25 protein-coding genes, 1 rRNA gene and 1 riboswitch are annotated in these 25,785 nt (G+C 41.7%); of the genes, 20 read left to right on the top strand and 6 right to left on the bottom strand.

Annotated elements, in window-relative coordinates; translation table 11 throughout:
- Positions 1-145: 145 nt before the first annotated feature.
- The 3 genes from pckA to hslR form a co-directional block, all read right to left on the bottom strand.
- The gene (gene pckA / locus PMAL9190_RS18695) at positions 146-1,777 is read right to left on the bottom strand and encodes a phosphoenolpyruvate carboxykinase (ATP) (protein WP_087846729.1); all 1,632 of its coding nucleotides are present in this window, start codon (positions 1,775-1,777) and stop codon (positions 146-148) included.
- Positions 1,778-2,110: 333 nt separating this feature from the next.
- A complete protein-coding gene (gene hslO / locus PMAL9190_RS18690) occupies positions 2,111-2,989 on the bottom strand; it encodes an Hsp33 family molecular chaperone HslO (RefSeq protein ID WP_087846727.1) in 879 nt (292 codons plus the stop codon).
- Between the two features lie 153 nt (positions 2,990-3,142).
- Positions 3,143-3,553 carry a ribosome-associated heat shock protein Hsp15 gene (hslR, locus tag PMAL9190_RS18685; protein WP_060998594.1) on the bottom strand — a complete coding sequence of 137 codons (411 nt, stop codon included), beginning with the start codon at positions 3,551-3,553 and terminating at the stop codon, positions 3,143-3,145.
- A gap of 284 nt (positions 3,554-3,837) precedes the next feature.
- Here hslR and gspC point away from each other — a divergent pair, with 284 nt between their 5' ends.
- The 14 genes from gspC (at position 3,838) to cysQ (ending at position 16,676) form a co-directional block, all read left to right on the top strand.
- Complete coding sequence (gspC, locus tag PMAL9190_RS18680) at positions 3,838-4,722, top strand: type II secretion system protein GspC (RefSeq protein ID WP_087846725.1); 885 nt, start codon at positions 3,838-3,840, stop codon at positions 4,720-4,722.
- A 51-nt stretch (positions 4,723-4,773) separates the two neighbouring features.
- Complete coding sequence (gene gspD, locus PMAL9190_RS18675; protein WP_087846724.1) at positions 4,774-6,786, top strand: type II secretion system secretin GspD; 2,013 nt, start codon at positions 4,774-4,776, stop codon at positions 6,784-6,786.
- The gene (gene gspE, locus PMAL9190_RS18670; protein WP_087846722.1) at positions 6,786-8,288 is read left to right on the top strand and encodes a type II secretion system ATPase GspE; all 1,503 of its coding nucleotides are present in this window, start codon (positions 6,786-6,788) and stop codon (positions 8,286-8,288) included. Before gspD ends, gspE begins: the two co-directional genes overlap by 1 nt.
- On the top strand, positions 8,288-9,514 hold the full coding sequence (gspF, locus tag PMAL9190_RS18665; RefSeq protein ID WP_087846721.1) for a type II secretion system inner membrane protein GspF: 1,227 nt from the start codon (positions 8,288-8,290) through the stop codon (positions 9,512-9,514). Before gspE ends, gspF begins: the two co-directional genes overlap by 1 nt.
- A 23-nt stretch (positions 9,515-9,537) precedes the next feature.
- Positions 9,538-9,984, top strand: a complete 447-nt coding sequence (gene gspG / locus PMAL9190_RS18660) for a type II secretion system major pseudopilin GspG (protein WP_060998589.1) — start codon at positions 9,538-9,540, stop codon at positions 9,982-9,984.
- Positions 9,985-9,990: 6 nt separating this feature from the next.
- A complete protein-coding gene (gene gspH, locus PMAL9190_RS18655; protein WP_087846719.1) occupies positions 9,991-10,587 on the top strand; it encodes a type II secretion system minor pseudopilin GspH in 597 nt (198 codons plus the stop codon).
- Positions 10,584-10,943 (top strand): type II secretion system minor pseudopilin GspI, encoded by a 360-nt coding sequence (gspI, locus tag PMAL9190_RS18650; RefSeq protein ID WP_065167766.1) that lies wholly within the window; start codon positions 10,584-10,586, stop codon positions 10,941-10,943. The genes gspH and gspI overlap by 4 nt, the downstream gene beginning before the upstream one ends.
- Positions 10,930-11,577: a type II secretion system minor pseudopilin GspJ gene (gspJ, locus tag PMAL9190_RS18645; protein ID WP_087846717.1), complete on the top strand. Its 648-nt coding sequence runs from the start codon at positions 10,930-10,932 to the stop codon at positions 11,575-11,577. Before gspI ends, gspJ begins: the two co-directional genes overlap by 14 nt.
- A complete protein-coding gene (gene gspK / locus PMAL9190_RS18640; RefSeq protein WP_087846715.1) occupies positions 11,574-12,608 on the top strand; it encodes a type II secretion system minor pseudopilin GspK in 1,035 nt (344 codons plus the stop codon). Before gspJ ends, gspK begins: the two co-directional genes overlap by 4 nt.
- Positions 12,577-13,896 carry a type II secretion system protein GspL gene (gene gspL / locus PMAL9190_RS18635; protein WP_235004390.1) on the top strand — a complete coding sequence of 440 codons (1,320 nt, stop codon included), beginning with the start codon at positions 12,577-12,579 and terminating at the stop codon, positions 13,894-13,896. Before gspK ends, gspL begins: the two co-directional genes overlap by 32 nt.
- Positions 13,896-14,378, top strand: a complete 483-nt coding sequence (locus PMAL9190_RS18630) for a type II secretion system protein M (RefSeq protein ID WP_087846712.1) — start codon at positions 13,896-13,898, stop codon at positions 14,376-14,378. The genes gspL and PMAL9190_RS18630 overlap by 1 nt, the downstream gene beginning before the upstream one ends.
- 2 nt (positions 14,379-14,380) lie before the next feature.
- Positions 14,381-15,139, top strand: coding sequence for a type II secretion system protein N (locus PMAL9190_RS18625; protein ID WP_087846710.1), 759 nt, complete (start codon positions 14,381-14,383; stop codon positions 15,137-15,139).
- Positions 15,140-15,281: 142 nt separating this feature from the next.
- Positions 15,282-15,839: an ADP compounds hydrolase NudE gene (nudE, locus tag PMAL9190_RS18620; RefSeq protein WP_065167760.1), complete on the top strand. Its 558-nt coding sequence runs from the start codon at positions 15,282-15,284 to the stop codon at positions 15,837-15,839.
- A gap of 3 nt (positions 15,840-15,842) precedes the next feature.
- On the top strand, positions 15,843-16,676 hold the full coding sequence (gene cysQ / locus PMAL9190_RS18615) for a 3'(2'),5'-bisphosphate nucleotidase CysQ (RefSeq protein WP_087846708.1): 834 nt from the start codon (positions 15,843-15,845) through the stop codon (positions 16,674-16,676).
- A 72-nt stretch (positions 16,677-16,748) separates the two neighbouring features.
- Here the strand turns inward: cysQ and sthA are convergent, their stop codons facing one another.
- Positions 16,749-18,164, bottom strand: a complete 1,416-nt coding sequence (sthA, locus tag PMAL9190_RS18610) for a Si-specific NAD(P)(+) transhydrogenase (RefSeq protein WP_087846707.1) — start codon at positions 18,162-18,164, stop codon at positions 16,749-16,751.
- A gap of 318 nt (positions 18,165-18,482) precedes the next feature.
- On the opposite strand from sthA, the gene fabR reads away from it, so the two are divergent.
- Both fabR and PMAL9190_RS18600 read left to right on the top strand, forming a co-directional pair.
- Positions 18,483-19,115: an HTH-type transcriptional repressor FabR gene (gene fabR / locus PMAL9190_RS18605; RefSeq protein WP_060998579.1), complete on the top strand. Its 633-nt coding sequence runs from the start codon at positions 18,483-18,485 to the stop codon at positions 19,113-19,115.
- 27 nt (positions 19,116-19,142) lie between these two features.
- A complete protein-coding gene (locus PMAL9190_RS18600) occupies positions 19,143-19,514 on the top strand; it encodes a YijD family membrane protein (protein ID WP_087846705.1) in 372 nt (123 codons plus the stop codon).
- 72 nt (positions 19,515-19,586) lie between these two features.
- Here PMAL9190_RS18600 and trmA read toward each other — a convergent pair whose 3' ends face one another.
- Complete coding sequence (gene trmA / locus PMAL9190_RS18595; protein ID WP_065167756.1) at positions 19,587-20,693, bottom strand: tRNA (uridine(54)-C5)-methyltransferase TrmA; 1,107 nt, start codon at positions 20,691-20,693, stop codon at positions 19,587-19,589.
- Positions 20,694-20,840: 147 nt separating this feature from the next.
- Positions 20,841-21,075: riboswitch (cobalamin riboswitch) on the top strand.
- Between the two features lie 32 nt (positions 21,076-21,107).
- Between trmA and btuB the strand changes: the two genes are divergently transcribed.
- From btuB to murI, 3 genes are read left to right on the top strand one after another with little or no spacing between them, the layout of a single operon-like run.
- The gene (gene btuB / locus PMAL9190_RS18590) at positions 21,108-22,937 is read left to right on the top strand and encodes a TonB-dependent vitamin B12 receptor (protein ID WP_087846703.1); all 1,830 of its coding nucleotides are present in this window, start codon (positions 21,108-21,110) and stop codon (positions 22,935-22,937) included.
- A gap of 58 nt (positions 22,938-22,995) precedes the next feature.
- On the top strand, positions 22,996-23,694 hold the full coding sequence (locus tag PMAL9190_RS18585) for a Dph6-related ATP pyrophosphatase (RefSeq protein WP_087846701.1): 699 nt from the start codon (positions 22,996-22,998) through the stop codon (positions 23,692-23,694).
- Positions 23,695-23,724: 30 nt separating this feature from the next.
- Complete coding sequence (murI, locus tag PMAL9190_RS18580) at positions 23,725-24,522, top strand: glutamate racemase (protein ID WP_087846700.1); 798 nt, start codon at positions 23,725-23,727, stop codon at positions 24,520-24,522.
- Here murI and PMAL9190_RS18575 read toward each other — a convergent pair.
- Positions 24,491-24,952, bottom strand: a complete 462-nt coding sequence (locus PMAL9190_RS18575) for an RNA recognition motif domain-containing protein (RefSeq protein WP_087846698.1) — start codon at positions 24,950-24,952, stop codon at positions 24,491-24,493. The two genes, murI and PMAL9190_RS18575, sit on opposite strands and share 32 nt — an antisense overlap.
- A 758-nt stretch (positions 24,953-25,710) precedes the next feature.
- Here PMAL9190_RS18575 and PMAL9190_RS18570 point away from each other — a divergent pair.
- A 16S ribosomal RNA gene (locus PMAL9190_RS18570) occupies positions 25,711-25,785 on the top strand; the annotation flags it as partial.

Here is a 25,785-nt window from a genome sequence, read left to right as displayed (position 1 = left end):
ATCAATTTTAATGGCTTGTTGAGGGTGGGGGAAAAATTGTTTTTTAGCAAGCGCTTTGGTGAAAGCTTAGCTGTGGAATATTCGTGTTAAAAAAACAGCCTCTATAACTAGAGGCTGTTAGCGGTTAATCGGTGTGATATTTTAATTAACCCAGTTGTGGCCCGGCAGTAACTAACTGTTGGCCTTCTTGAGTATCGGTGTACTTATCAAAGTTAACAATAAAGCGATTTGCTAAATCTTCAGCTTTGCTTTGCCACTGTAGAGGATCAGTGTAAGTATCACGTGGATCAAGAATAGTTGGATCAACACCCGGTAATGATGTTGGCACCGTTAGATTAAAAATTGGAATTTGCTTGGTGTTTGCATTATCAATTGAGCCATCAAGGATTGCATCAATGATTGCACGCGTGTCTTGAATTGAAATACGTTTACCTGTGCCGTTCCATCCCGTGTTTACTAAGTAAGCTTCAGCACCTGCATCTTCCATACGCTTTACTAATACTTCAGCATATTGGGTTGGATGTAAGGTTAAGAATGCATTACCAAAACAAGCAGAGAAAGTTGGTGTTGGTTCAGTAATACCACGCTCAGTACCGGCTAATTTAGCAGTAAAGCCTGAAAGGAAATGATATTTTGTTTGCTCTGGTGTCAATTTAGATACCGGAGGCAATACACCAAAAGCATCAGCAGATAAGAAGATCACTTTATTAGCATGACCGCCTTTTGATACTGGCTTAACGATATTTTCGATATGGTAAATAGGGTAAGAAACACGGGTATTTTCAGTTTTTGAATTATCGTCAAAATTAATTGAACCATCACTGCGAACACTAACGTTTTCTAATAATGCATCACGACGAATGGCATTATAGATATCAGGCTCAGCTTCTTTCGATAGGTTGATAGTTTTTGCGTAGCAACCACCCTCAAAGTTAAATACGCCATTGTCATCCCAACCGTGCTCATCATCACCGATTAGTGCGCGCTTAGGATCTGTTGATAAGGTTGTTTTACCTGTGCCTGAAAGGCCAAAGAATACTGCAACATCGCCTTCATTACCCATATTGGCAGAGCAGTGCATTGATGCAATACCTTGTAGCGGTAAGAAGTAGTTCATCATAGCGAACATACCTTTCTTCATCTCACCACCGTACCAAGTACCACCAATCAGTTGCATTTTTTCACTTAGATTGAAAACCGTGAAGTTTTCAGAGTTCATGCCGTGCTCTTGCCATTTAGGGTTTGTACACTTAGAACCATTCATGATCACAAAATCAGGTTCGAAGTTTTCAAGTTCAGCATCTGTTGGACGAATAAACATGTTTTTTACAAAGTGCGCTTGCCATGCCACTTCAGTGATCACTCGAATACAAAGCCGAGTATCAGGGTTTGCACCACAATAACCATCAATAACAAACAGACGCTTGTTTGATAGTTGGTTAGTCACTAATTCCTTAAGATCTAACCATGCAGTTTGAGTTAGCGCTTTATTGTCATTTTTACCTTGATCTGACCACCACAATGTATCTTTAGTGGTGTTGTCACGCACAATGAATTTATCTTGTGGTGAGCGGCCAGTAAAAATGCCTGTATCAACCGATACCGCACCTAATTCAGTAACAATCCCACGCTCGTAGCCTTCTAGTTCAGGTTTTGTCTCTTCATTGAAAAGAACCTCATAAGAAGGGTTACGAATAACATCTGTAACATTGGTAATACCGTATTGGGATAAATCCATGTTGTTTGCAACCTTATTATCGACACAAGTAGTGATCATTGGTGCTCCTAGGGTAAGATGTTGATTAACTGTCAATCATGCTAACAACCCTAAATCGCTAAATCAGGGATGGTCATCAAAAAATCAACCATCGTAATGTTAATTTTAGGTAAAAATATCGAAACGGCGAGGGGTTTTATTTTGCGTAAATGTTAAAATTTATATGTTGTGATTGTGGTCAATATTTGTGCTTCTCGGTTGCAAAAAAAACACAATTAAAATGGCAATATAAATTTATATACGCTGTGGCTATGTTTGCAGGGGGAAATTAATATCAAAAAAAGCCGACATTATTTGTCGGCTAAAAAAGAGTGGTGAGTGGCTGAGCTCGAATTAGTGAACTTGATCACTATCAGCGGAGTTAGCGCTGTTATCACGTAGTGCTGCAATATCAATACTGTCGAAGTCATAGCTAGTACCACAGTAATCACAATGCAGTGATACTTTGCCATTTTCAGCAATGATTTGATCAATTTCTTGTGGCTGTACAGTCATAATGGCAGCAGCACTGCGATCACGTGAGCAACCGCACTCAAAGCTGACAGCTTGAGGATCAAATAGTTGAACTTGTTCTTGGTGGTAAAGACGATATAGCACATCTTGTGCTTCTAATGTAAATAGTTCTTCATCTTTAACGGTTTCAGTTAACGCTTCTAAATGTTCAAAGTCGCCTTCAGTACCAGTACCATCTGGCATGATTTGTAATAGCATACCAGCAGCTCTTACTTGGCCGTCAATTTCACCAGTACGTAACCAAATACGGGTTTTTAGTTGCTCTGAATTTTTAAAGTAGCTTTCAAGGCACTCAACCAAACTATCGCCATCAAGACCAACCATACCTTGGTAACGCTCACCTTTCGTTGGTGTAATTGTAATCACCATATGGCCTTTACCCATTAGGTCATGAATAGTGCCGTCTTTAATATCACCCTTCCAACGTGCTACACCGCGTAACTGTTGATTATGATCGCCATTGATAACCGCTAGACTTACAGGGCCATCGCCTTGTACTTGTACGGTGATTGAACCTTCAAATTTTAAAGTGGCAGTTAATAAGCTGGTCGCTACCAATAACTCACCTAACAATGTTGCCACTGGTGCTGGGTAATTTTTATCAGCAATAATTTGTTGGTAAGTTTGGCTTAATTGTACCAATTCACCACGAACGGCTGCGCCATCGAAAAGGTAACGGTTTAAACTATCGTTTGTCATGAGTATGTATTCTCCAGCTATAGAGCCAACCTAGTGAGGCATAAAAGGAACAGTAATTACTTTATGGTCAACGTTGCAACCTCGGCGGCTAAACCGTTGCAATAAAGTACTCACAGTTAAAATTATAAATTAAATAGGTTGGCACTTGGTTATTTATTCAGATGAGTTAATGTTTTTGAATCGCATAATATCGCGACGTTGCTTTTTATCTGGCCGTTTTTCAGGGCTCGGATTATCGTAAGCATTGAGTTTGCGCATTTTGGCAGTTTGTTCACGGGTAGCAATACTTTGAGCGGTTTCTTGATATAGCAACTGCGCTTCTGGTGCGCCACGGCGACAATCTGAGATTTGTTCAATGGTGATGATTTTCTCATCGTTACCCTGGCGTAATTTTACTACGGCGCCAAGCTCAATAATCTTGCTTGGTTTTGAACGCTGGCCATTGTACTGCACTTTACCACCGTCAATCATGGTACGAGCAATTGAACGTGTTTTGTAAAACCGGGCTGCCCATAACCATTTATCAAGACGAACCTGTTTAATGTTTGGGGTATTTTGACCCATCATGGTGCCTATATTAGTTAAAACGATAAATTATCACATTTTGCTGATAGCAGCAGTAACGTGACTATTTAGTATAAATGGTGATATTAGCCGAGGATTTCAATCACTGAATAAGAATTTATTACAAAAAATCATTAAATTCTTAGATACTATGGTGTTTTGTTGGGATTATTAAATAGTATTTCGTTAATTAACAGGCGATCATAGTCCGTTCAATTTCAAAGTGCGATTGCACTGCATTTATTTGTTTAATGGTAGTTGGTATTTTAACAATGGATTTCACTATGTCTGTTTCAAAGTGGTTTGCTGTAGCTGCAACCAAACGTCCGTTATCATTACAATTAATCACACGTCTTTTAACTGGCCTTTTAGTGGTGATATTTGCTTGGGTTAGTGGTCGTTTAGTGTGGTCTATTGTTGAGCCAGCTCCTGTTGTTGCCCGTTGGCAGCCGTTAACCGTCAGTGTTAATACTTCTCAACAGCAATTACCGGTTAATGAAATATTAAGCTTGAATTTATTTGGCCGGTATCAGGCCAATGCTGCTCCTGTGGCCGCAAAACCGGTTAAACAAGATGCACCTCAAACCCAGTTACGATTAACATTAGTTGGTGTGGTGGCAAGTTCTACGCCATCAAAAGCATTGGCTGTGGTCACCAATAATGGCAAACAAAACACTTATGGTGTTAACGAAGTGATTGATAATACGCGTGCAACCTTGATCGCGGTATATAACGATCGGGTTATCATTCGTAATAATGGTCGTGATGAAACCTTGATGCTTGAAGGGTTAAAATTCACTAAACCATCAGCGACGGTTACCACCTCTCAACGTAAGTCTCCGCAAAGTAATGGCAATGCTGCTGAATTAGCCAAGATAAAGCAAGAAATCTTATCTGAGCCTCAAACACTATTCAGTTATATCCGTTTATCTCAGGTGAAAAAAGATGGCCAAATTGAAGGTTATCGAGTTAATCCGGGTAAAAATAGAATTTTATTTGATCAGGTTGGTCTTAAGGCTAATGATCTTGCAGTGAGTATTAATGGTAATAGCCTTACCGATCCTGCAATTATGGCCAAACTTTGGGGTGAGTTGTCTTCAGCCACTGATTTTACACTGACGGTTAAACGTGATGGTCAGTTACATGATATCCACATTGAGCTGCAATAACACTTTAGTGCTGAGCTTGAAATGAATATGCGATAAAGCAGGAGTTTTTTTGTGAAAAAATGGATGGGTAAAAGTGCCCTATTGTTAGCCAGTGGCTTGTTTTGTACTCAAGCAATGGCCGATGAATTAAGTGCGAATTTTAAAGGCACTGACATTCAAGAGTTCATCAACATTGTTGGTCGCACTTTACATAAAACAATTATTATCGATCCCGCTGTGCGTGGGCAAGTCAATGTGCGCAGTTATGATTTATTGAACGAAGAGCAATATTACCGTTTCTTCCTTAATGTGCTTGATGTCTATGGTTACGCTGTGGTGACCATGGATGATGGCGTGATGAAAGTTATTCGTGATAAAGATGCTAAAACTGCTGCGATTCCAGTAGTGGGCGCCAATGATAAAAACATTCCCGGTGATGCGGTTGTTACCCGTGTGATTGCGGTTAAAAATGTATCCGTTCGTGAATTGTCACCGTTATTACGCCAACTTAATGATAACGCTGGCGCGGGTAACGTCGTGCATTATGACCCGGCTAATATCATTATGATCACTGGTCGTGCTGCAGTGGTCAATCGCTTAGCTGAAATCATTGAGCGTGTTGACCGTGCGGGTAATAAAGACGTGACAGTGGTGTCACTGAATAATGCCTCAGCATCAGAAATGGTACGTATTATTGATTCACTCAATAAAAGTGCTGAAGCTAAATCAACCCCAAGTTTTCTGATCCCTAAAGCGGTTGCTGATGAGCGCACTAACTCTGTGTTAATTTCTGGCGATCCTAAAGTGCGTGAGCGATTAAAGAAACTGATCCATCGTTTAGATAAAGAGATGGCTGTTAGCGGTAATAGCCGCGTGTTTTACCTTAAATACGCCAAAGCTGAAGATTTAGTCGATGTTTTAAAAGGGGTGTCTGAAAATGTTCAAGCATCAACTAAGGGCAATGTAGGTCAGAGCGCAAGTAAAGATGATGTAATGATCTCGGCCCATGCGCCAACAAACTCACTAATCATTTCAGCACCAGCAGATGTAATGAAACGCTTAGAGTCGATCATTGCTCAACTCGATATTCGTCGTGCACAAGTCCATATCGAAGCGATGATTGTTGAAGTACAAGAAGGTGAAGGGGTTGATTTTGGGGTTCAATGGGGATCTCAAGATGGCGGTGTGATCCAGTTTGGTAACAGCAGTGCGCCAATTGGTGGTTTGTTATCAGCCCAAGAAGCAGGAAAAGATACCACTTCGGTGCAACATGGCACCGATTCTAACGGTAAACCTTATACCACCGAAACCACCGAAAGTGGTGATTTAGCGCCAATGGCAACTTTCTTAGGTGGCGTCAAAGGTGCCGCTGCGGCAATTGCATTGGGGGATTGGACTGCACTTGTTACTGCAGTGCAAGCTAACCGTAACGTCAATGTGTTATCAACGCCTAATGTGACGGTGCTGGATAACCAAGAAGCGAACCTTTCTGTCGGTCAAGAAGTACCTGTCACCACAGGCTCGCAAACCGGTTCCAATAACGATAATCCATTTACCACTGTTGAACGTAAAGATGTTGGTATTCAGCTCAAAGTGACGCCGCAAATCAATGAAGGTGACTCAGTACAGATGAAGATCGAGCAAGTGGTGTCGCAAGTTGCCGATGCTAATGGTGCGGTTGATATTCGCTTTGATAAACGTGAGCTAACCACATCGGTACTGGTTAAAGATGGCAACATGATTGCGTTGGGTGGTTTGATGCAAGAGAAGACCCTTGAATCTGAGCAGAAAGTGCCAATTTTAGGTGATATTCCAGTATTGGGTGCGTTATTCCGTTCGACCAATAATCAAACTGAAAAAACTAATTTGATGATTTTTATTCGTCCAACCATTTTACGTGATGGCATGAGTGCCGATGGCATGACACAACGTAAATATAACTACATTCGTGCTCAACAGTTATACCAAGCAGATAAAGGCATGCGTTTAATGGATGCAGAAATGCCGGTTATTCCAAAATATGGTGATGATATGGCGCTACCTGCTGAAGTGCGCGCGTTTGTATCGCAGTTGGAGAAGCACTAATGGCAGATGAGTCGTTGGCATTAGAAACTGCAGTGTTATTTAGATTGCCGTTTTCTTTTGCCAAGCGCCATCATGTGGTGATTGAAGCTAATCAACAAGGATGGCAGTTATATTATTGCGGTCAGCTATCTGCAATCGTACTGGCAGAAGTGCGCCGTGTCGTCGGTGATGGTTTTTATCCGGTTGAGTTATCTGAGTCGCAATTTGAGCAAAAGCTCACTGATGCGTATCAACGTGATTCGTCAGAAGCACGTCAGTTGATGGAAGACTTAGGTTCTGATAGCGATGACTTTTTCTCACTGGCAGAAGAATTACCTGAAACTGAAGATTTGCTTGAATCAGAAGATGATGCGCCAATCATTAAATTGATTAACGCGATGCTAGCTGAAGCGATCAAAGAAGGTGCATCAGATATTCATATCGAAACCTTTGAAAAAGTGTTGTCCATTCGCTTCCGTGTTGATGGCATGTTACGTGAAGTATTACAGCCAAGCCGTAAGTTAGCGCCATTATTAGTGTCGCGGATTAAAGTTATGGCGAAGTTGGACATTGCTGAAAAGCGTATTCCACAAGATGGTCGTATTTCATTACGTATCGGTGGTCGTGCGGTGGATGTGCGAGTATCAACCATGCCATCGTCACACGGTGAGCGCGTAGTGTTACGTTTGTTAGATAAAAATGCGACTCGTCTCGACTTACACAGCTTAGGTATGACAGCCACTAACCATGAAGCGTTTAGAAAGATCATCGAACGCCCTCATGGCATCATTTTGGTTACCGGTCCGACTGGTTCGGGTAAATCAACTACCCTATATGCCGGTTTGCAAGAGCTAAACAGTGCTGAGCGCAATATTCTAACGGTTGAAGACCCGATTGAATTTGATATCGATGGTATTGGTCAAACTCAAGTAAACAGCAAGGTTGATATGACTTTTGCTCGTGGTTTACGTGCCATTTTACGTCAAGATCCCGATGTGGTGATGATTGGTGAGATCCGTGATTTAGAAACCGCGGCCATCGCTGTGCAAGCATCGTTAACCGGTCACATGGTGTTATCGACTTTGCACACTAACACGGCGGTGGGTGCTATCACACGTTTACGTGATATGGGAATTGAACCGTTCTTGGTGTCATCATCATTATTAGGTGTGTTAGCTCAACGCTTGGTGCGAACTTTATGTAGTGAGTGTCGTCAACCTTATGAGGCTGATACTGAGCAGAAAAAACTGTTTATGTTAACCGCTGCCGATAGTCTGACCTTGTACCGGCCATGTGGTTGTGACAAGTGTAATTTTAAAGGTTACCGCGGCCGTACAGGTATTCATGAATTGCTGCAGATTGATGAACATGTTCAAGAGTTGATTCATGCGGAAGCGGGTGAGCAAGCGATTGAAAAATATGTTCGTCAAACCACACCAAGTATTCGTGACGATGGTCTTGCCAAGGTACGTCAAGGGATCACCACACTTGAAGAAGTGATGCGTGTAACCAAGGAGAGCTAATGGCGGCGTTTGAATATAAAGCATTAGATGCCAAAGGTCGGCAAAAGAAAGGGGTATTAGAAGGTGATACCTCGCGTCAAGTAAGGCAACAGTTGCGAGAACAAGGACTGGTGCCGATTGAAGTTAACCAAACCTCAGGTCAAGGTAAAAAAGCAGCGGCAGCACCGAGTAAGTTCACTTTTCGACGTGGGATTAGTACCAATGAATTAGCGCTGATCACCCGTCAGTTAGCAACATTGGTGCAGGCATCAATGCCACTGGAAGAATGTATTAAAGCGGTGGCTGAGCAAAATGAAAAGCCGCGTTTAAAAAATATTCTACTGGCAGTACGTTCGCGTGTAGTTGAAGGCTATACCTTGGCTGACAGTATGGCGGAATATCCGCATGTATTTGATCAGTTATTTCGTGCCATGGTTGCCGCGGGTGAGAAGTCAGGTCATTTAGATACCATCTTAAACCGTTTGGCTGATTACAGTGAAAATCGTCAACAGATGCGTAGCAAGTTGCAGCAAGCGATGATTTACCCATTAATGCTAACGCTGGTGGCGGTGTCGGTGGTGGCGTTTTTGTTAGCGACTGTAGTGCCAAAAATTGTCGATCAATTTGTGCAAATGAATCAAGGTTTACCGGCGATCACTGAAGTGTTATTGGCCGCCAGTAACTTTGTTCAGCACTGGGGGCTGCTGGTGGTGATAGTGATTATTGCCATGATCACCTTGATTAAAACAGCTTTGAAAAAACCTGCGTTTCGCATCAAATGGGATCGAGCTATTTTACGGTTACCAGTAATCGGTAAAGTTGCTCGCGGGTTAAATACCTCGCGTTTTGCACGTACATTGTCGATTTGTACCTCAAGTGCGATCCCTTTATTGGACGGTATGAAAGTTGCGTCTGACGTAATGACCAATACTTACGTCAATAACAAGATCCTTGAAGCTGCCGATAGAGTGCGTGAAGGTGCAAGTTTACGAGTGTCATTGGAAAAAACCGCTCTGTTTCCACCAATGATGTTACATATGATTGCCAGTGGTGAACGCAGTGGTGAGCTTGAACAAATGCTGACCCGTGCAGCGGATAACCAAGATCGTGATTTTGAATCCTTGGTCAATATGGCGTTAGGAGTATTTGAACCATTATTGATTGTCGCGATGGCGGGAGTGGTGATGTTTATCGTGATTGCAACCTTGATGCCGATTATTGAATTAAACAACATGGTCGGAATGTAGATTTTTCTTTTGGAGGGTGAAAAATGCAACAAAAGCAACGTGGTTTTACGCTGTTAGAAGTAATGGTAGTAATTGTAATCCTTGGGGTATTGGCAAGTTTAGTGGTGCCAAACCTTTTGGGTAACAAAGAAAAAGCGGATCAACAAAAAGCAGTAACCGATATTAGTTCGCTTGAGCAATCATTGGAAATGTACAAGCTCGATAACAGTGTTTTCCCAACGACAGATCAAGGATTAGAAGCATTGGTAACTAAGCCTTCTTCTTCACCTGAGCCGCGCAATTATCGTGATGGTGGCTACATTAAGCGTCTACCTAAAGACCCATGGGGTTACGATTACCAATACGTATCACCGGGCGAGCATGGTGCGGTTGATATCTTCACTCTAGGCGCCGATGGTCAAGAAGGCGGTGACGGTATTAACACTGATATCGGCAACTGGAACATGTTGAACTATAACAAAAAAAGCTAAGAAATAATGATGAAGCGTAATGCAGGTTTTACTCTAATTGAAATTATGTTGGTGTTAGTGCTATTGGCAACCAGTGCCGTTGCTGTGGTGTCGACGTTACCCAACAATAAGCGCGATGAGGTTAAAGAGCAGGCTGTACGTTTTCATCATTTAGCCCAACTTTTGGGTGAGGATGCAATGTTAAATGGGGTTGATTACGGTATTCGTATTGAGCCCCATCAATATTCTTTTTTAACGCTCACCCAAGATGGTTGGCAGCCGTTAGAGGGTGCAAAATTTTTCACCAATGTAAAACTGGAGGCGGGCATTACTGCTAACGTTGAAATTGGTGGCGCATGGAAAGATAAGGACCGACTTTTTAAATCTGAGTCGATGTTTAAAAATGACGACATATTTAAAAAGTCTGATCAGGAAAACAAACAGCGACCACCACAAATAGTGGTGATGGCAAGTGGTGAATACACCCCGTTTACGGTCAGTTTTGAAATCAATAATCAGCATCAATTTTGGCAAGTGGTGGCAGATGAAGTGGGTAATTTAGTGCTATTAGCGCCAGGGCAAACATTCGCCGATCAATTATCGCTACAGGAACAGCCACAGTGAAGCGCTCGCAAGGATTTACTCTATTAGAGGTGTTGGTTGCTTTAGCTATTTTTGCGGTAGCCGCATTAAGTGTGATGCGTGCTGTTAGTCAAAACTTAAATAATTTAGGTTATCTAGAGCAAAAAACCTTGGCCTCAATGGTCGCCGATAATGAATTGGCCCAATTGCATTTAAGTGGCCAGTATCCAAGTTCGGTTAAACGTGGCAAGTCGACATTGGCTGAACGAGACTGGTATTGGACCGTCACCAGCACCAAAACGCAGCAGCAATTGTTGCGTCAAATTGAAGTATCAGTCGCGACTGATCCACAACGTAAACATTCAGTTATTACGGTAAAAACTTATGTCACAAATTAATCGTCGTCAGCAGCAAGGGTTTACCTTACTGGAAGTGTTGGTGGCGATTGCAGTGTTTGCCATGTTGAGTTTATCTGCCAATCAAGTCATTACTAATGTTATGCGTAGCGACGCACAATCAAAAGATCACAATCAGCGTTTACAGGCGATTCAGCGCACCATGATCATGATGGATAATGATTTTCGACAGATTGTTGCGCGAAAATTTAGAGTCGATGCTGAAAAGCCAACCGACAAAATATTGCAAGCGGGTGAGTACCTTTTAGACTCAAGTAGCGAAGGAATCACCTTTGTTCGTAGCGGTTGGCAAAACCCGCAATCTATGTTCCCTCGCGGCGACATTACCCGTGTTGGTTATCGTATTATTGATGATAATTTAGAGCGGGTTTGGTTTCGCTACCCCGATACCGTGGTAGGTGCCAAACCGTTAGTACGGGTGCTACTGACGGGTGTTAGCGATTTAAAATTTGAGTTTTATTACGATAAGCAATGGCATCAAAAGTGGAATAAAGCCGATAGTTTGCCTGCGGGGATCAAAGTTATTATGACCTTGAAAAAACTCGGAAAAATTGAGCGAATTTATTTATTGCCGACATCGGCACTGCTAACCGATACATCAAAGGCTGACGCATGAGAAAGCAACGTGGAGTAGCATTGATTGTGGTTTTATTGTTAGTGGCTTTGATGAGCTTATTAGCAGTACAAATGACCGAGCGGTTGCAGCTTAACTTTCATCGAGTACAAAACCAGGTCGAACATCAGCAAGGCTACTGGTATAGCTTAGGGGTTGAAGCACTGGCAGAGCAAGCACTAAAACAAAGTCTTAAAGACAGTAAAACCGTTAATTTAACTCAAGCTTGGGCTGTTGGTGAACAAAGTTATCCGTTAGATAGTGGCGCGGTAATCAGTGGTAACTTAACCGATAAACAAACCTGTTTTAACTTAAATGCTTTTAGAAATATCAAATCGAAAGCTGATAATAGTCAAAAACCATTTTTAGTGACTTATTTACAAAATATTCTCACTGAATCGGGTGTCGATGATTATGAAGCCGAGGTGATCGCTGACTCAAGTTGGGAATTTGTGGATAACAATACCACTGTGCAATCGGCTTATGGCGCTGAAGACAGTAGCTATGAAAGTTTCCAACCGCCCTATGTTAGCGCCAATGATTGGTTGGCTGATGGCAGCGAGTTTAGGGCGATTAATGGTGTTTCAGCCAAAATTTATCAACAAGTTAAAGGTTTAATTTGCGCTTTACCAACCGATGATATGTTGCTTAACGTCAATACCATTACCGAAAAACAAGCGGTGTTGCTATCGGCATTATTTGCGCCCTCATTATCATTAGATGACGCCAAAAAAATTATAGCTGATCGTGATAAAAATCATACCGTCTGGGACAGTGTTGCTGACTTTATGAAACTTATTCCGCAGCCACCAACAGCAAGTCCTGATTCAGGAACGGATAAAACTGCAACGAAAATGGAGCAATATCTAACAGTTACCAGCCATTATTTTTCGTTAGACGCTGAAATAAAAGTAGACCGTGCCCGAGTACGAACCGTGGCATTATTTAAACGTGATGATAAGAACAAGGTGACGGTCGTTCGTCGCCAATATGGAGGAATCCGTGAGCGAATTTCTGACGATAAGGCTAAGTAGCCGGCCGGGAATGCCGGTGCAATGGTTGGTCTGGTCGCCACTGCAAAATGAAGTGATTGCATCGGGCCAATTGGCGGATATTAATCAGTTAAGTGAATTAACCGAATATGCTGCAGCTCGCCCAGTGTATGGCTTAGTGCCAACCAGTGAGATGCTATTAACTCAAGTTGCGATTCCTGCTGGAAGCAGCCGTCAGTTAGCGGCGGTGTTACCGTACCTGCTAGAAGAAGAGCTTGCTCAAGATGTGGATAGCTTACATGTACAATTACTTAAACGTGATAATGATGTTGCGACGGTAGCGATTATTGAGCATCACAAAATCGCAATGTGGTTAGCAGCGTTTGCAGACTGTGGTATTGAGCTTAAAAAACTGATTCCCGATTGTTTATGCTTACCTTTATTTAATGATGGTTACAGTGCCGCTGAAATCGATGGGCAGTGGTTAATTCGTCAATCAGAAGCAATGGGCGTTTGTGCTGATAGTAGTTGGTTAGCTGCTTGGGTGACCGCGCAAAAAGCACCAATTATTGTTGATACGGTTGATGATCGTGGGGATGACGAAGGTGATGATATTACGCCTGAAGCGGAAGCCGCACGTTTGACGGAAGAAGTTGAATCGATTGTTGCCGCTACTGCGAGCTTGGCTCAAGTGACGATTCATCACTATACACCAGCACCAGCGAATATTCCTGGGCATTGGCAGCCTCAAACGCCAGAATTGGTGATGCAGTTACTCGCTATCGGTGCCGCAGAATCAAAGGCAACGTTGCTATCAGGGCCTTATAAACCGCAAGCGGCATGGCGTAAACATTTACAGCCATGGCGAAAAGTTGCTATTGCTGCAGCTGTACTATTGGTGGTGCTTATTGGTGAGCAAGTACTAACTACGCAGCGTTTAGAGCAACAAGCTAATGCTTACCGAGCTGAAAGTGAACGTATTTTTCGTCAAGTTTTACCACAGTTTAAACGTATCCCTTCGCAGAGCTATTTGAAAAATCAAATGAATGCGGCGTTAAAAAGTTTAGGTGGTCATGGTGAACAAAATGGCATGTTAATGTGGCTCAGTGAATTAAAGCCAGCATTAATAAAAGTGCCTTCGATTAAAGTTGTTAATCTTAAATATGATCAAACACGTGGTGAATTGCGCTTGCAGGCAACAGCGGCAGGGTTTCAAGATTTTGAACAGTTACGCAGTGCATTGAGTGCGCAGTTTGAGGTTGTTCAAGGTCAGTTAACCAAAGCAGATAATTTAGTCAGTGGTGCCGTGGTACTGAGGAGAAAAGCCTAATGGCAGAGATTAAGGCATGGTGGAAATCCCTCAGTCAGCGGGAACAACATTTACTGCTTGGAGCGGGCGGTGCATTGGTGGTTGCAATGTTATATTGGGGCGTATGGCAGCCGTTAAATCAACGCGCAGCCGTCGCTCAGAATAAGATCAATCAACAGCGCCAATTATTGACATGGGTTGAGCATAAAGCCAATCAGATTTCAGCTCTTAAACGTGCAGGTGGAACAGTCAATGTCAGTGATCAAGGGCTTAATCAAGTCATTAATGAAACCACGACTCGCTTTAAAATTGACTTAATTCGTATGCAGCCACGTAATGATGCGCTACAAGTGTGGGTGCAGCCATTACCGTTTGATACTTTGGTCAATTGGTTAGTGTATTTACAACAGAGCTATGGGATTAATACTCAGTTTATTGATCTCTCAAAAACCGATAAAAACGGCATGGTTGAAGTTAACCGTTTGCAGTTAGGACGAGGATAACCGTGAAATTTAAGTTAGCCGTCGGTGCCAGTTTTGGTGCAGTATTTATTGCCAGTTTAGTGGCTCATGTTCCTGCGAGTTGGTTATGGCAGCATGCACCTAAAATTAATGGTTTAGCCTTAGAAGGTATTACAGGAACACCATGGCAAGGCTCTGCTGGCAATGTTCGCTGGCAGAATCAACCTTTTGGGCACTTGCAATGGAATATGCGTATTGGTCGCTTGCTACAGGGTGAGCTTGCATTTGATGTTCGGTTTGGAAAAGGCAGTGAATTTCAACTTCAAGGACAAGGGGCAGTGGGTTATAACAGTGATGGCCCATTCGCGGAAAAATTATTGTTATCAATGCCTGCCGTTCAAGCAATAGCACAGGCTCAATTGCCTGTTCCGCTAACGGTAACAGGTAATTTAGAATTAACCGTTAGAAATTACCACTATGCCGCCCCCTATTGTAAAACACTTGATGCAACCTTAGCTTGGGTACAAGGATCAGCAGCAACCCCAATGGGAACGATAAACCCTGGGCCTGTTTTTGCTGATTTAAGTTGTGCTAAAGGTGCAGTTGTTGCCAAAATCAATCAAACCTCTGCTGATGTTAGCAGTGATTGGCAAGCTAACCTTGCTACCAATCGCCACTATAAATTTCATGGGTGGTTTAAACCGGGAGCACAATTTCCTGCTGGGCTTGCAAAACAATTAAAATGGTTAGGCGATCCGAATACTAAAGGTCAATATAAACTTAACTATTCAGGGCGACTGTAGCGTTAGTTAACATTTTAATCACAAAAGCATTAATAACCGGCAGTCGATTTCGACTGCCGCTTTCTTTCTGGTGATTATTCGCTTTTAATTAGAGTAAGCTTTTTTTATTCTGGTAATGCATTTCATTAAACAGGACCTAATCATGGCGATAGGCAAAGATAAACCCCAAATCTTAGCTGCTGAAGTTGTAGCACAATCACGACTTTTTAAAATTGAATCATTGGAATTACGTTTTTCTAATGGTGTCGAGCGCACTTATGAGCGCATGCAGCCAAGTGGACGCCATGCAGTATTGATTGTTCCGGTTACTGCTGATGGTGATTTATTACTTATTCGTGAGTATTCAGCGGGTACTGAGCGTTATGAATTAGGTTTTCCTAAAGGTTTGATTGATGCTGGTGAAACAGCACTTGAAGCAGCAAATCGTGAATTAAAAGAAGAGATCGGTTTTGGTGCGCAACGATTACAACCATTAAAAGAAGTAATTTTAGCCCCATCGTATTTTTCAAGCCGAATGACATTGTTTGTCGGCCAAGATTTATATCCCGAGCGTTTAGAAGGTGATGAGCCTGAGCCGTTAGAGATTGTTCGCTGGCCGTTAGCACAAGCTGAAGAGTTGCTAACACATGTTGATTTTGCAGAAGCGCGTAGTATTAGTGCGCTGTTTTTAGCCCTAAAGTATTTAGCTTGTGAGGAATAGCCAATGACACTTAACCATCTTATTCCTGAGGTGATCGATATTGCTCAAGCCTCTGGCCGCTTGATTTTAGATATTTATCAAAATGGTCAGTTTGAACAGCATATTAAATCAGATAATACCCCAGTAACCAGTGCTGACTTAGCCGCTAATCAATTAGTGGTTGAGCGACTATCATTACTGGCACCAGATATTCCGGTGTTATCTGAAGAAGATGCTAATATTTCGCTGACTGAACGTAGCCAATGGTCACGTTATTGGCTGATCGACCCACTTGACGGCACTCAAGAATTTATTGCTGGTAGTGGTGATTTTGCCACTATCATTGCACTTATTGAGAATAATAAGCCGGTAATGGGGGTGGTGTATGCACCAGTCTCTGGCGTGACATATTATGCCGCGCAAGGCCAAGGGGCACATAAAATTACTGCTGATGGTGAAACGCGTGTGATCTCAACTAACAAACACCAGTCACCATTACGTGCGCTGACAATTGCGATTAGCCGACGTCAGAATGTTGATATCACTAAGGCGCGATTTGATAGTCAATATCAATATAATGTCGTTGAACTTGGCTCTGCTTCTCTAAAAGCATGTTTAGTCGCTGAAGGGGGAGCTGATTGCTATTTACGTTTAGGACCAACGGGGGAGTGGGATACCGCGGCAACACAATGTATTGTTGAAGAAGCGGGCGGGCGAATTTTTAATACCCATATTACACCGTTGTCTTATAACTTACGCCAGACATTGGAAAATCCTAACTTTATTGTGTTAGGTGATGAACAGTTACCATGGACATCGATTCTAACTGCTGATGATCGCTTAATGACTGCCGAATAAAATTATCGCGAGTACAACATATAACGATGACGGAGCCTCAATGGCTCCGTTATTATTGTAATTTAGTGATAGTTAAAATAATCGATTAAGACCATTTAATGCCGCGACGCGAAATGCTTCTGCCATTGTCGGGTAATTAAAGGTGGTGTTAGCAAAATACTCAATAGTATTTCCTGCGCCTTTTTGTTCCATGATCGCTTGGCCAATATGAATGATTTCAGCAGCACGTTCGCCAAAGCAATGAATACCGAGGATTTGTTTGGTGTCACGATGGAATAAAATTTTTAAACTCCCAACTTCAGTTCCTGCAATTTGAGCGCGCGCTAAGTGTTTAAATTGCGACCGACCGACTTCATAAGGAATTTTTGCCGCAGTTAATTGTTGCTCTGTTTGACCGACAGAACTGATCTCTGGCAGGGTATAAATACCAGTGGGAATATTAGCGATTAATTGTCCTTGCGCTTTACCAGTACTGATAGCTTGTGCCACAAATCGGCCTTGATCATAAGCCGCACTAGCAAGACTAGGGTAGCCAATCACATCCCCAACCGCATAGATATGTTCTACCGTGGTTTGATAGTTACTATTAACTCGTAGTTGACCGCGCGAGTCAGCTTCTAAACCAACATGCTCTAATGCCAGTTTATCGGTATTACCAGTACGTCCATTGGCATACAGTAAACAATCAGCGCGCATCTTTTTGCCTGATTGTAAATGCACAATAACCCCGTCATCAGTGCCTTCTATGGTCTCAAAAGTTTCATCATTACGGATCATGGTACCGGTATTGGTGAGGTGATAAGACAATGAGTCTGACATTTCGTTATCAAGAAATTCCAACAATCGTTGTCGAGTGTTAATCAAATCAACTTTAACCCCAAGCCCTCTAAAAATAGACGCATACTCACAGCCAATAACGCCTGCGCCATAAATAATAATATGACGCGGATCATGGGCTAATTGTAAAATTGAATCACTGTCATAAACGCGCGAATGCGTGAAATCAACACCAGCGGGTTGATAAGGGCGTGAACCCGTTGCAATAATAAATCGCTCAGCACTGAAATAATCAATGCTGCCATCATTGCAAGTCACGCTGACTGTATGAGAGTCAACAAATTGAGCTTCGCCATGAATTATTTGGCAGTGATTGCGATCATAAAAACCTTGCCGCATACGAGTTTGTTTGCTGACAACTTCTGCTGCATGGTGAAGGATCTGACTAAAGGTACGGTGTAAGGTTGAGGTGTCGTTGCAATAGAGTGGGTTTTGATTGAATTCGATAATTCTGCTTACAGCATGACGTAATGATTTTGATGGAATCGTTCCCCAATGCGTACAGCCACCACCAACGCTATTTTCGCGCTCAATAATCGCAACTTTAAACCCAGCTTTAGTGAGCCCCATTGCAGCCCCTTCACCACCAGGACCACTGCCAATAACGATGACATCAAAATGATTATTTGGTGTGGATTGGTTATTAGACATAGCCTCATTCCTTGATTGGGTTATTTTATGTGAATAGCTATTATGGTAACGGTTTGGCTGATAGGGATGAATGGTTACATAGTCAGAGCTCGAACTGAGTCACGAAGTTTTTATTATTAATCAAACGTTATAGATCCTGATCGGTTATTAAACAAGCACCACAGTTTGTGATGTAAAATGCAAAATGATACTAATCTGGCTTTGCGTCAGTCGCACTCTACCTTTACTATGTGAGGGTAGAGCGTCGTTACAATGACGCGGATGTTACTGTGTAAGCAGAGTATCATTGTAAGAAAATCACAGAGAAGCAGATAACTCATGGGGATTAGGGCTCAGCAAAAAGAAAAAACTCGGCGTTCATTAATTGATGCCGCTTTTAGCCAATTAAGTGCCGAGCGAAGTTTTTCTAATTTAAGTCTACGTGAAGTTGCGCGTGAAGCTGGTATTGCTCCAACATCATTTTATCGTCACTTTAAAGATATGGATGAGTTAGGGTTAACTATGGTTGATGAAGGCGGATTAATTCTTCGTCAATTAATGCGTCAGGCACGACAACGTATTGCTACCGAAGGCAGTGTTATCCGCACCTCGGTAGAGACTTTTATGGAGTTTATTGAAAGTAGTCCTAACGTATTCCGCTTATTGCTTCGTGAGCGTTCTGGTACATCGCCAGCTTTTCGAGCTGCTGTTGTGCGAGAGATACAACATTTCGTGGCGGAACTGGCTGAGTATCTTGAGGCTAAAACTGGGGTAACTCATGAAGAAGCATATACTCAAGCTGAAGCGTCAGTGACATTGGTCTTTAGCTCGGGTGCTGAAGCACTTGATCTAGATAGCCATGCTCGTGCTGAGCATGCAGAAAGACTGATTATGCAACTTAGAATGATTGCAAAAGGTGCCTATTGGTATCGAAAAGAGCGTGAGCGTCGAGAGCTCAGGCAGAAACTATAATTTCATTTTTATTTTGGTGAAGTATATATGGACAAGCAACAACTTAAAGCAGAGCGTAAGACACTGATTTTATCTGGACTAACAGGTTTATGTGGTTACGGCACTCTGGCTGTATTGTTTTCAAGCTATGTAACGTTCTCTATTTTCCCTGTCTTGGCGTTTGCCATGGCATTATACTGCTTATATCAAGAATATATGCGTAAGCCGATGGCTGAAGGTGTTCCTGCTGTTGCAAGTGCATGTTTCTTTGTCGGTGTATTTGGCTACGCGGCATTACTTCGTGCTGAATACCCAGATATGGGGTCAAATTTCATTCCATTAATGATTACTCTAGCATTGCTATTTTGGGTGTCATACAAAATGGGTGTAATGGATAAGAAAGAGAAAAAAGCAGCGTAAGTATCTTGCGATGATAAAAACAAAAAGGCGCTATAAGCGCCTTTTTTATGTCTATATTGTGGCTAATTAAGCTTATTTACGCTCAAGCACAACTCCAGCTTCCATGTGATGGGTGTAAGGGAATTGGTCAAATAACGCGAATCGAGTAATGTTATGGGTTTCAGTTAGAATCGCCAAATTATCGCGCAGGGTTTCAGGATTGCACGAGATATACATAATATTATCGTAACCTTGCACCATACGGCAGGTACCGTCATCCATACCTGAACGTGGTGGATCAACAAAAATGGTGTTGCAATTATAACTTTGCAAATCAACATTCTGATCTTTTAGACGACGGAATTCACGTTTACCCGCCATCGCATCAGTAAAATCTTCCGCTGACATACGAATGATTTGCACGTTTTCAATGTTGTTTACCGCAATATTGTATTGGGCTGAATCAACCGAAGGTTTTGCGAGTTCAGTTGCCAGTACGCGCTCAAAATTTGGCGCGAGTGCAAGTGAAAAATTACCGTTACCACAATACAGCTCAAGTAAGTCACCAGCACTATCTTGAGTGCAATCAACCGCCCATTCCAACATTTTCTGAGCAACTTCACCATTTGGCTGAGTAAAGCTATTTTCAACTTGTTTGTAAGTTAATGTTTTATCATGAACTTTTAGTTCTTCAATGACAAAATCTTGATCTAAGACGATTTTCATCTTACGTGCACGACCAATTAGGTTTAATTTAAACCCTTCGTCATTCAAACGTTGCTTTAATTGTTTTGCAGCTTGAGTCCATTCGTCATCTAACTGGCGGTGGTAAAGCATTGAAACTAGGATTTCACCACTTAATGTTGATAAGAAATCGACTTGGAACAGTTTATGACGTAGGGCTTTTATTGGCTTGATTGCATCAAGTAACATTGGCATTAAATCGTTAATTAAACGGCTTGCTGCAGGGAACTGATCAACACGGTACTTTTCACGCGTGTGTTGATTGAACATGATGTAATACAGTTCTTCGCCTTCGTGCCATACACGAAATTCTGCACGCATACGGTAATGCTCTGCAGGAGAGGCAAACACCTCCAATTCAGGCGTTTCAAAATCGCTAAGTAGATCTTGAATACGGGCTGCTTTTTCATCCAACTGTGGCTGGTAGTCAGCGGTATTAAGGACGGTGGATGTCATAGTGTGTGCCTCGACTGCTCAAAATAAGACCGCAGATTTTATTGTATTGCACACTGATGTCCAGTGTTGGGGCAAATTAAAATTGCGGAGACCCTAAAAATCTATCACTAATAACAAACAAAACTAGACATAAAAGCAATACACCACTAGCATTCGCGCTGTGCTGGTTAGCCTTGGAAGGCTAGGGAATACGGTGTAAATCCGTAACTGACGCGCAGCGGTAATAGAGAACGAACGCACATGGATGTAATCCAAACACTGTTGATGCTCCCTACAAATAATCAGTGCATGATTTAGTATAGTGACAATGGGAAGTTGTTGCCTAGGCGACCAAATGGTCATGCTCTTAAGTCCGAATACCAACCAGCAGACAAGCAATCTTGCTTTGATATAAACGCGACTTAGGAAATTGTAATGAAAAAATCCCTTTTAGCAGCGACAGTAGCGTCGTTGTGTCTCCCTTCTTTTACTTCATTTGCCGCCGACACGACATCTGATGATGTGATGGTAGTAACGGCTAACCGCTTTGAGCAACCAGTAACATCTGTCCTAGCGCCTTTTAATGTTGTCACTCGTCAAGATATCGATAACGTGCAGGCGAAAACATTAACTGAAGTATTGAGCTTATTACCAGGGGTGCAGATCACTCAAAATGGTGGCCGAGGCCAAAGTTCAAGTATTTTTGTTCGCGGGGCAAACTCCGATCAAGTATTAGTCTTGGTTGATGGCATTCGTATGGCTCGCTCAGTTGCTGGCAACGTTGATTTTAACCAAATTCCATTAACTCAAGTTGAGCGGATTGAATTTACGCGCGGTGCGCGAGCTGCGATCTATGGTTCCGAAGCGATTGGTGGTGTGATAAATATCATCACCCTGACAGGTACAGATACGCCATCAAAAACGAAGTTAGATTTAGGTATTGGGAGTCATAACTACCAAGAGGCTAATGCTTCCGGTGCCTATAATATTGGGGATAAAACCGTATTACAGTTAGCTGCAGGTTACGAAAATGATAAAGGCTATAATGTTCATCCTCAACCAGGATTGAATGACGGTGATAAACATGGTTTTGATAGCCGTAATGCATCGTTAGCACTGCATCATCAATTTAGTGATCAAGTTTCAGGCTATGTCGCAACTCGGTGGTATAAAAATCATTACCAATATGATGGTTCAAGTATCTATTCTGGGCATCAGTATGTAAGAGCCGAAACGGAATTTAATGATTACTCTGCAGGTTTAAAATATGCTCAAAATAGCTATAAATCATCACTGATATTTGATTATCAAAAGCAAGATAACCTGGATCTTATTGATAAAACTAATGTCGTGAATCGTAAAGATCAATATCATCAGCGTAATATTCAATGGCATAACCAGTACCAACTATTATCGACACTGTCGGTGAGTGGTGGTATCGATTGGCGTCAAGAACAATGGAATGATTTAACTGGTTTTGCTGGCAATAAAGAACGAGATAATACTGGTTACTATGCGATTGGCTTATGGGATTACTCGCCTGTTAGTATCGAAACCAGTGTTCGTCTAGATGATAATCAGCAATATGGCACTCATTCAACTTATAATATCGCTGGTGGCTGGTATTTGAATGACAATATTCAATTACGTGGTTCATACGGCACCGCATTTAAAGCACCGAACCTTTATCAATTGTATGTGAAAAGTGCTTGGTCAACTGGTAACCCTAATTTAAATCCTGAAACCTCAAAAAATATCGATGTCTCCTTACATGCTGATTACGACATTGGTAGTTTGGCGGTAACTGCATATCAAATGCGCATTGACGATTTAATCAGTTATACCGGCGGTACACCGTCTTATGAAAATGTTGCAGGCGAAAGCAAAATCAAAGGTGTTGAAGTCGAAGCTGATTTTGATACCGGTATTATTAGTCACCAGCTAAACTTTGATTTTAAAGATCCTCGAGATAGCGAAGGTAAGCAGCTAATACGTCGTGAAAAGTTCTCATTTAAATGGGTCGGTAGCGCGAGTTATGGCGATCTAGATACTGCGGTAACGTACCAGTATCACGGTAAACGCCCAGATTTTGATGTCGAATTACCCGCTTATGATACATGGGATCTGGCATTAACTTATTGGTTACAGCCTAAACTTGCACTAAAAGGCCGAGTCGCGAACTTGCTGAATGAGGATTACGAAACAGCTGCTGGTTATGCAATGCCTGGTCGAACGTTCTACACCAGTATTAATTACCAGTTTTAATATTTGATGATGTATAGATAAAGACCGCCATTGTGCGGTCTTTTTGATGGTGATGCAGATGAAAACAAAAATAATGATCAGTTGGTCATCAGGTAAAGATTCAGCATTAACCCTATGGCGGTTATTGAATGATTCAGACTATGAGGTTGTTGGACTGTTCACAACTCATGTAAATAACGATGTTCCCTTTCAAGCGACGCCAATCTCGGTTGTTAAACAACAAGCACTGCTGATTGGTTTACCGTTAGTGCTGATTGCATTACCTGAAGTATTTCCCGCCAATGATATTTATCAGCAGGCGATTATTGATGGCCTAAAAAATTGTGGCTTACCGTTTGATGCTGTCGCTTTTGGTGATTTGTTTGATAATGGTATTGCTGATTATCGCCGACAGTATATTGAGCCTGCAGGATGGCAATGTATTTTTCCTTTATTAGGTCAACCTAGCACTCAATTAGCCAATGAAATTATTGAGTCTGGAATTAAAACTAAATTAGTCACCATTGATAGTACTCAATTAGCTCGTCAATTTTGTGGGCGTTGGTTTGATCATCAGTTATTAAATGAGTTACCGACAGCAATTGATCCGTGTGGTGAAAATGGTGAGTTTCATTCATTGGTCGTTGATGCGCCTTTTTATCAGCAGTCACTACTTATAAAGTGGTTAACTTGCGAAATAGAGACGCGATTTTGTTATCAACGCTATATGGTTATCGAGACAGGCACTTTGCCGAACGTTGATATCGCAGTATCATGACAGCTTGATATCGTAATAAGGTCAGTGGTAGTGAAAAAAGTTGTTATTTTTGATTCTGGAGTGGGCGGTTTATCTGTTTATCAAGAGATCCATGCTTTACTACCGCAAGTGCAGTTCATTTATGCTTTTGATAACGCAGCTTTTCCTTATGGCGAGCTTGATGATGCCACCTTAATTAAGCGTACTAATTATATTGTGACGTTACTTGCTAACCAGTATCAAGCTGATTTAATCGTTATTGCTTGTAATACCGCCAGCACGATTGTTTTACCTTCTTTGCGTCAACAGTTAACCATTCCTGTGGTGGGCGTAGTACCAGCAATAAAACCAGCCGCTTTAATTAGTCAGACTAAATCCATTGGGTTACTAGCCACTCCTGCAACGGTAAATCGAGATTATACCCATCAATTAGTACAGCAGTTTGCTAATGGGTGTGAAGTTAAGATGATTGGTTCGACACGATTAGTTGAAATGGCAGAGCAGAAACTACGCGGTAAAACTGTAGATATAGGGGAATTGGAACAAATTCTAAAACCTTGGCAAGGGACAATTGATAGTATCGTTTTAGGTTGCACCCACTTTCCACTGATCAAGCAAGAAATTCAGACCGCCTTTAAGCACTCAGTTAATGTGGTGGATTCTGGTAAAGCAATAGCTAAGCGAGTTGCACTATTATTAGGGGCGTCAAGTGGCGTTATGGTGCCTAGTAATACAATAAAGAATGTCACATACAGCAGCGCCGCAACATATGATGCTGCGGCGCTGAATAAAAGCTTAAATGCAATGCAGTTAGATACTATTCAAGATCTAAGCTATCCGCATTTTTAGGTTCATTAGCCTCACGTACTTTTAGTGTGCGTTGACCATATTCTTGATTGTTAAGTTGCTCAATGGCATGTTCCGCATCTTGGCTGCTCATAACAACAAAGCCAAAGCCTCTACGCTTGCCTGTACGCTTGTCTTTCATTAAGCGTACGGCAAAAACATCACCATGCTCAGCGAAAAGATTTTTTACGTCACTCTCATTTGCACGATAAGGAAGGTTGCCAACATAAAGTGTTTTACTGCTCTGAGAGGGATCTGATTCATCAAGGATGGTATGTTTACTTTCTTGCATAAAGTGTAACGCCAGTCCTGTTAGCATTGCACCTAATGCAAAACTGATGGCTGGTGGAGTACTACCGAACATACTAAAGATTAAGGCGCCAATGATAGCGATAGCAATCACGGTTATTGTGGTTTGGTTGTTTGATTTCATATTTAAAGTACATCTCAAAAGGGAAAGAGAAGAATGCATTAAGTTGGTGTTTTAACATCAAGCTTACAATGATGCCAATTTTAATGACTTGTAATTAATAATAATTGAGCTCAAATTTACTCGCATGTGCTTATTACAGTCACATTGTTCACATTAGATGAAATAATCGGCAATTACATTCTTTTTTTTTAAAAAGGCTTGTCAGAGTGATCAAAGTCTCTATAATGCGGCTCCATCGAAAGGGGATACGGCTCAACAACCGACAGAGTTCAAACTTTTTATCTCCCAGATTATTAGTGATAATTAATCTTTAATTCAATGAATATTAGATAATTATTTAAAAAATTTCTTCTGCTGATATAGCGAAGAGAGTCAATAAGACGTTTTAAATGATAAAATTTCTTATTGACTTTATATTTGGCTTACGTATTATACGCGGCCTGACTTACTGAGGCGGTTAACGCTAACATGTTGAAAGTCAACGTTCTTTAACAATTTGACCATGCAATCTGTGTGGGCACTCGTTGAATAGTTAAGTCGAAAGATTTATCAATGAACTGAGTGACCTAGAGCTAGAAATAGTTCGATTGCTTTTTTGTTTTACTTTTTTATAAAAAGTAAAAATAAGAAAGCGGCACAGTCAATTCATTATCGTTCTGTTGGAACGATAATAGCTTTAAAATTACACTCTTTATTTATGAAGAGTTAGTTTTGAAGTCAGTATTCATTGAGCCGTTTCGAAAGAAACAACAAAACTTTAATTGAAGAGTTTGATCATGGCTCAGATTGAACGCTGGCGGCAGGCCTAACACATGCAAGTCGAGCGGTAACAG

It is taken from the genome of Photobacterium malacitanum (genome assembly GCF_900185615.1).
Lineage (GTDB): Bacteria > Pseudomonadota > Gammaproteobacteria > Enterobacterales > Vibrionaceae > Photobacterium > Photobacterium malacitanum.
This window is presented reverse-complemented; position numbering and strand designations above follow the sequence as displayed.

Bases quoted from the DNA above. Each gene is read 5' to 3' on its own strand.
- pckA (WP_087846729.1), bottom strand. From the start codon at position 1,777: ATGATCACTACTTGTGTCGATAATAAGGTTGCAAACAACATGGATTTA.
- hslO (WP_087846727.1), bottom strand. From the start codon at position 2,989: ATGACAAACGATAGTTTAAACCGTTACCTTTTCGATGGCGCAGCCGTT.
- hslR (WP_060998594.1), bottom strand. From the start codon at position 3,553: ATGGGTCAAAATACCCCAAACATTAAACAGGTTCGTCTTGATAAATGG.
- gspC (WP_087846725.1), top strand. From the start codon at position 3,838: ATGTCTGTTTCAAAGTGGTTTGCTGTAGCTGCAACCAAACGTCCGTTA.
- gspE (WP_087846722.1), top strand. From the start codon at position 6,786: ATGGCAGATGAGTCGTTGGCATTAGAAACTGCAGTGTTATTTAGATTG.
- gspF (WP_087846721.1), top strand. From the start codon at position 8,288: ATGGCGGCGTTTGAATATAAAGCATTAGATGCCAAAGGTCGGCAAAAG.
- gspG (WP_060998589.1), top strand. From the start codon at position 9,538: ATGCAACAAAAGCAACGTGGTTTTACGCTGTTAGAAGTAATGGTAGTA.
- gspH (WP_087846719.1), top strand. From the start codon at position 9,991: ATGATGAAGCGTAATGCAGGTTTTACTCTAATTGAAATTATGTTGGTG.
- gspJ (WP_087846717.1), top strand. From the start codon at position 10,930: ATGTCACAAATTAATCGTCGTCAGCAGCAAGGGTTTACCTTACTGGAA.
- gspK (WP_087846715.1), top strand. From the start codon at position 11,574: ATGAGAAAGCAACGTGGAGTAGCATTGATTGTGGTTTTATTGTTAGTG.
- PMAL9190_RS18630 (WP_087846712.1), top strand. From the start codon at position 13,896: ATGGCAGAGATTAAGGCATGGTGGAAATCCCTCAGTCAGCGGGAACAA.
- nudE (WP_065167760.1), top strand. From the start codon at position 15,282: ATGGCGATAGGCAAAGATAAACCCCAAATCTTAGCTGCTGAAGTTGTA.
- cysQ (WP_087846708.1), top strand. From the start codon at position 15,843: ATGACACTTAACCATCTTATTCCTGAGGTGATCGATATTGCTCAAGCC.
- sthA (WP_087846707.1), bottom strand. From the start codon at position 18,164: ATGTCTAATAACCAATCCACACCAAATAATCATTTTGATGTCATCGTT.
- fabR (WP_060998579.1), top strand. From the start codon at position 18,483: ATGGGGATTAGGGCTCAGCAAAAAGAAAAAACTCGGCGTTCATTAATT.
- PMAL9190_RS18600 (WP_087846705.1), top strand. From the start codon at position 19,143: ATGGACAAGCAACAACTTAAAGCAGAGCGTAAGACACTGATTTTATCT.
- trmA (WP_065167756.1), bottom strand. From the start codon at position 20,693: ATGACATCCACCGTCCTTAATACCGCTGACTACCAGCCACAGTTGGAT.
- btuB (WP_087846703.1), top strand. From the start codon at position 21,108: ATGAAAAAATCCCTTTTAGCAGCGACAGTAGCGTCGTTGTGTCTCCCT.
- PMAL9190_RS18585 (WP_087846701.1), top strand. From the start codon at position 22,996: ATGAAAACAAAAATAATGATCAGTTGGTCATCAGGTAAAGATTCAGCA.
- PMAL9190_RS18575 (WP_087846698.1), bottom strand. From the start codon at position 24,952: ATGAAATCAAACAACCAAACCACAATAACCGTGATTGCTATCGCTATC.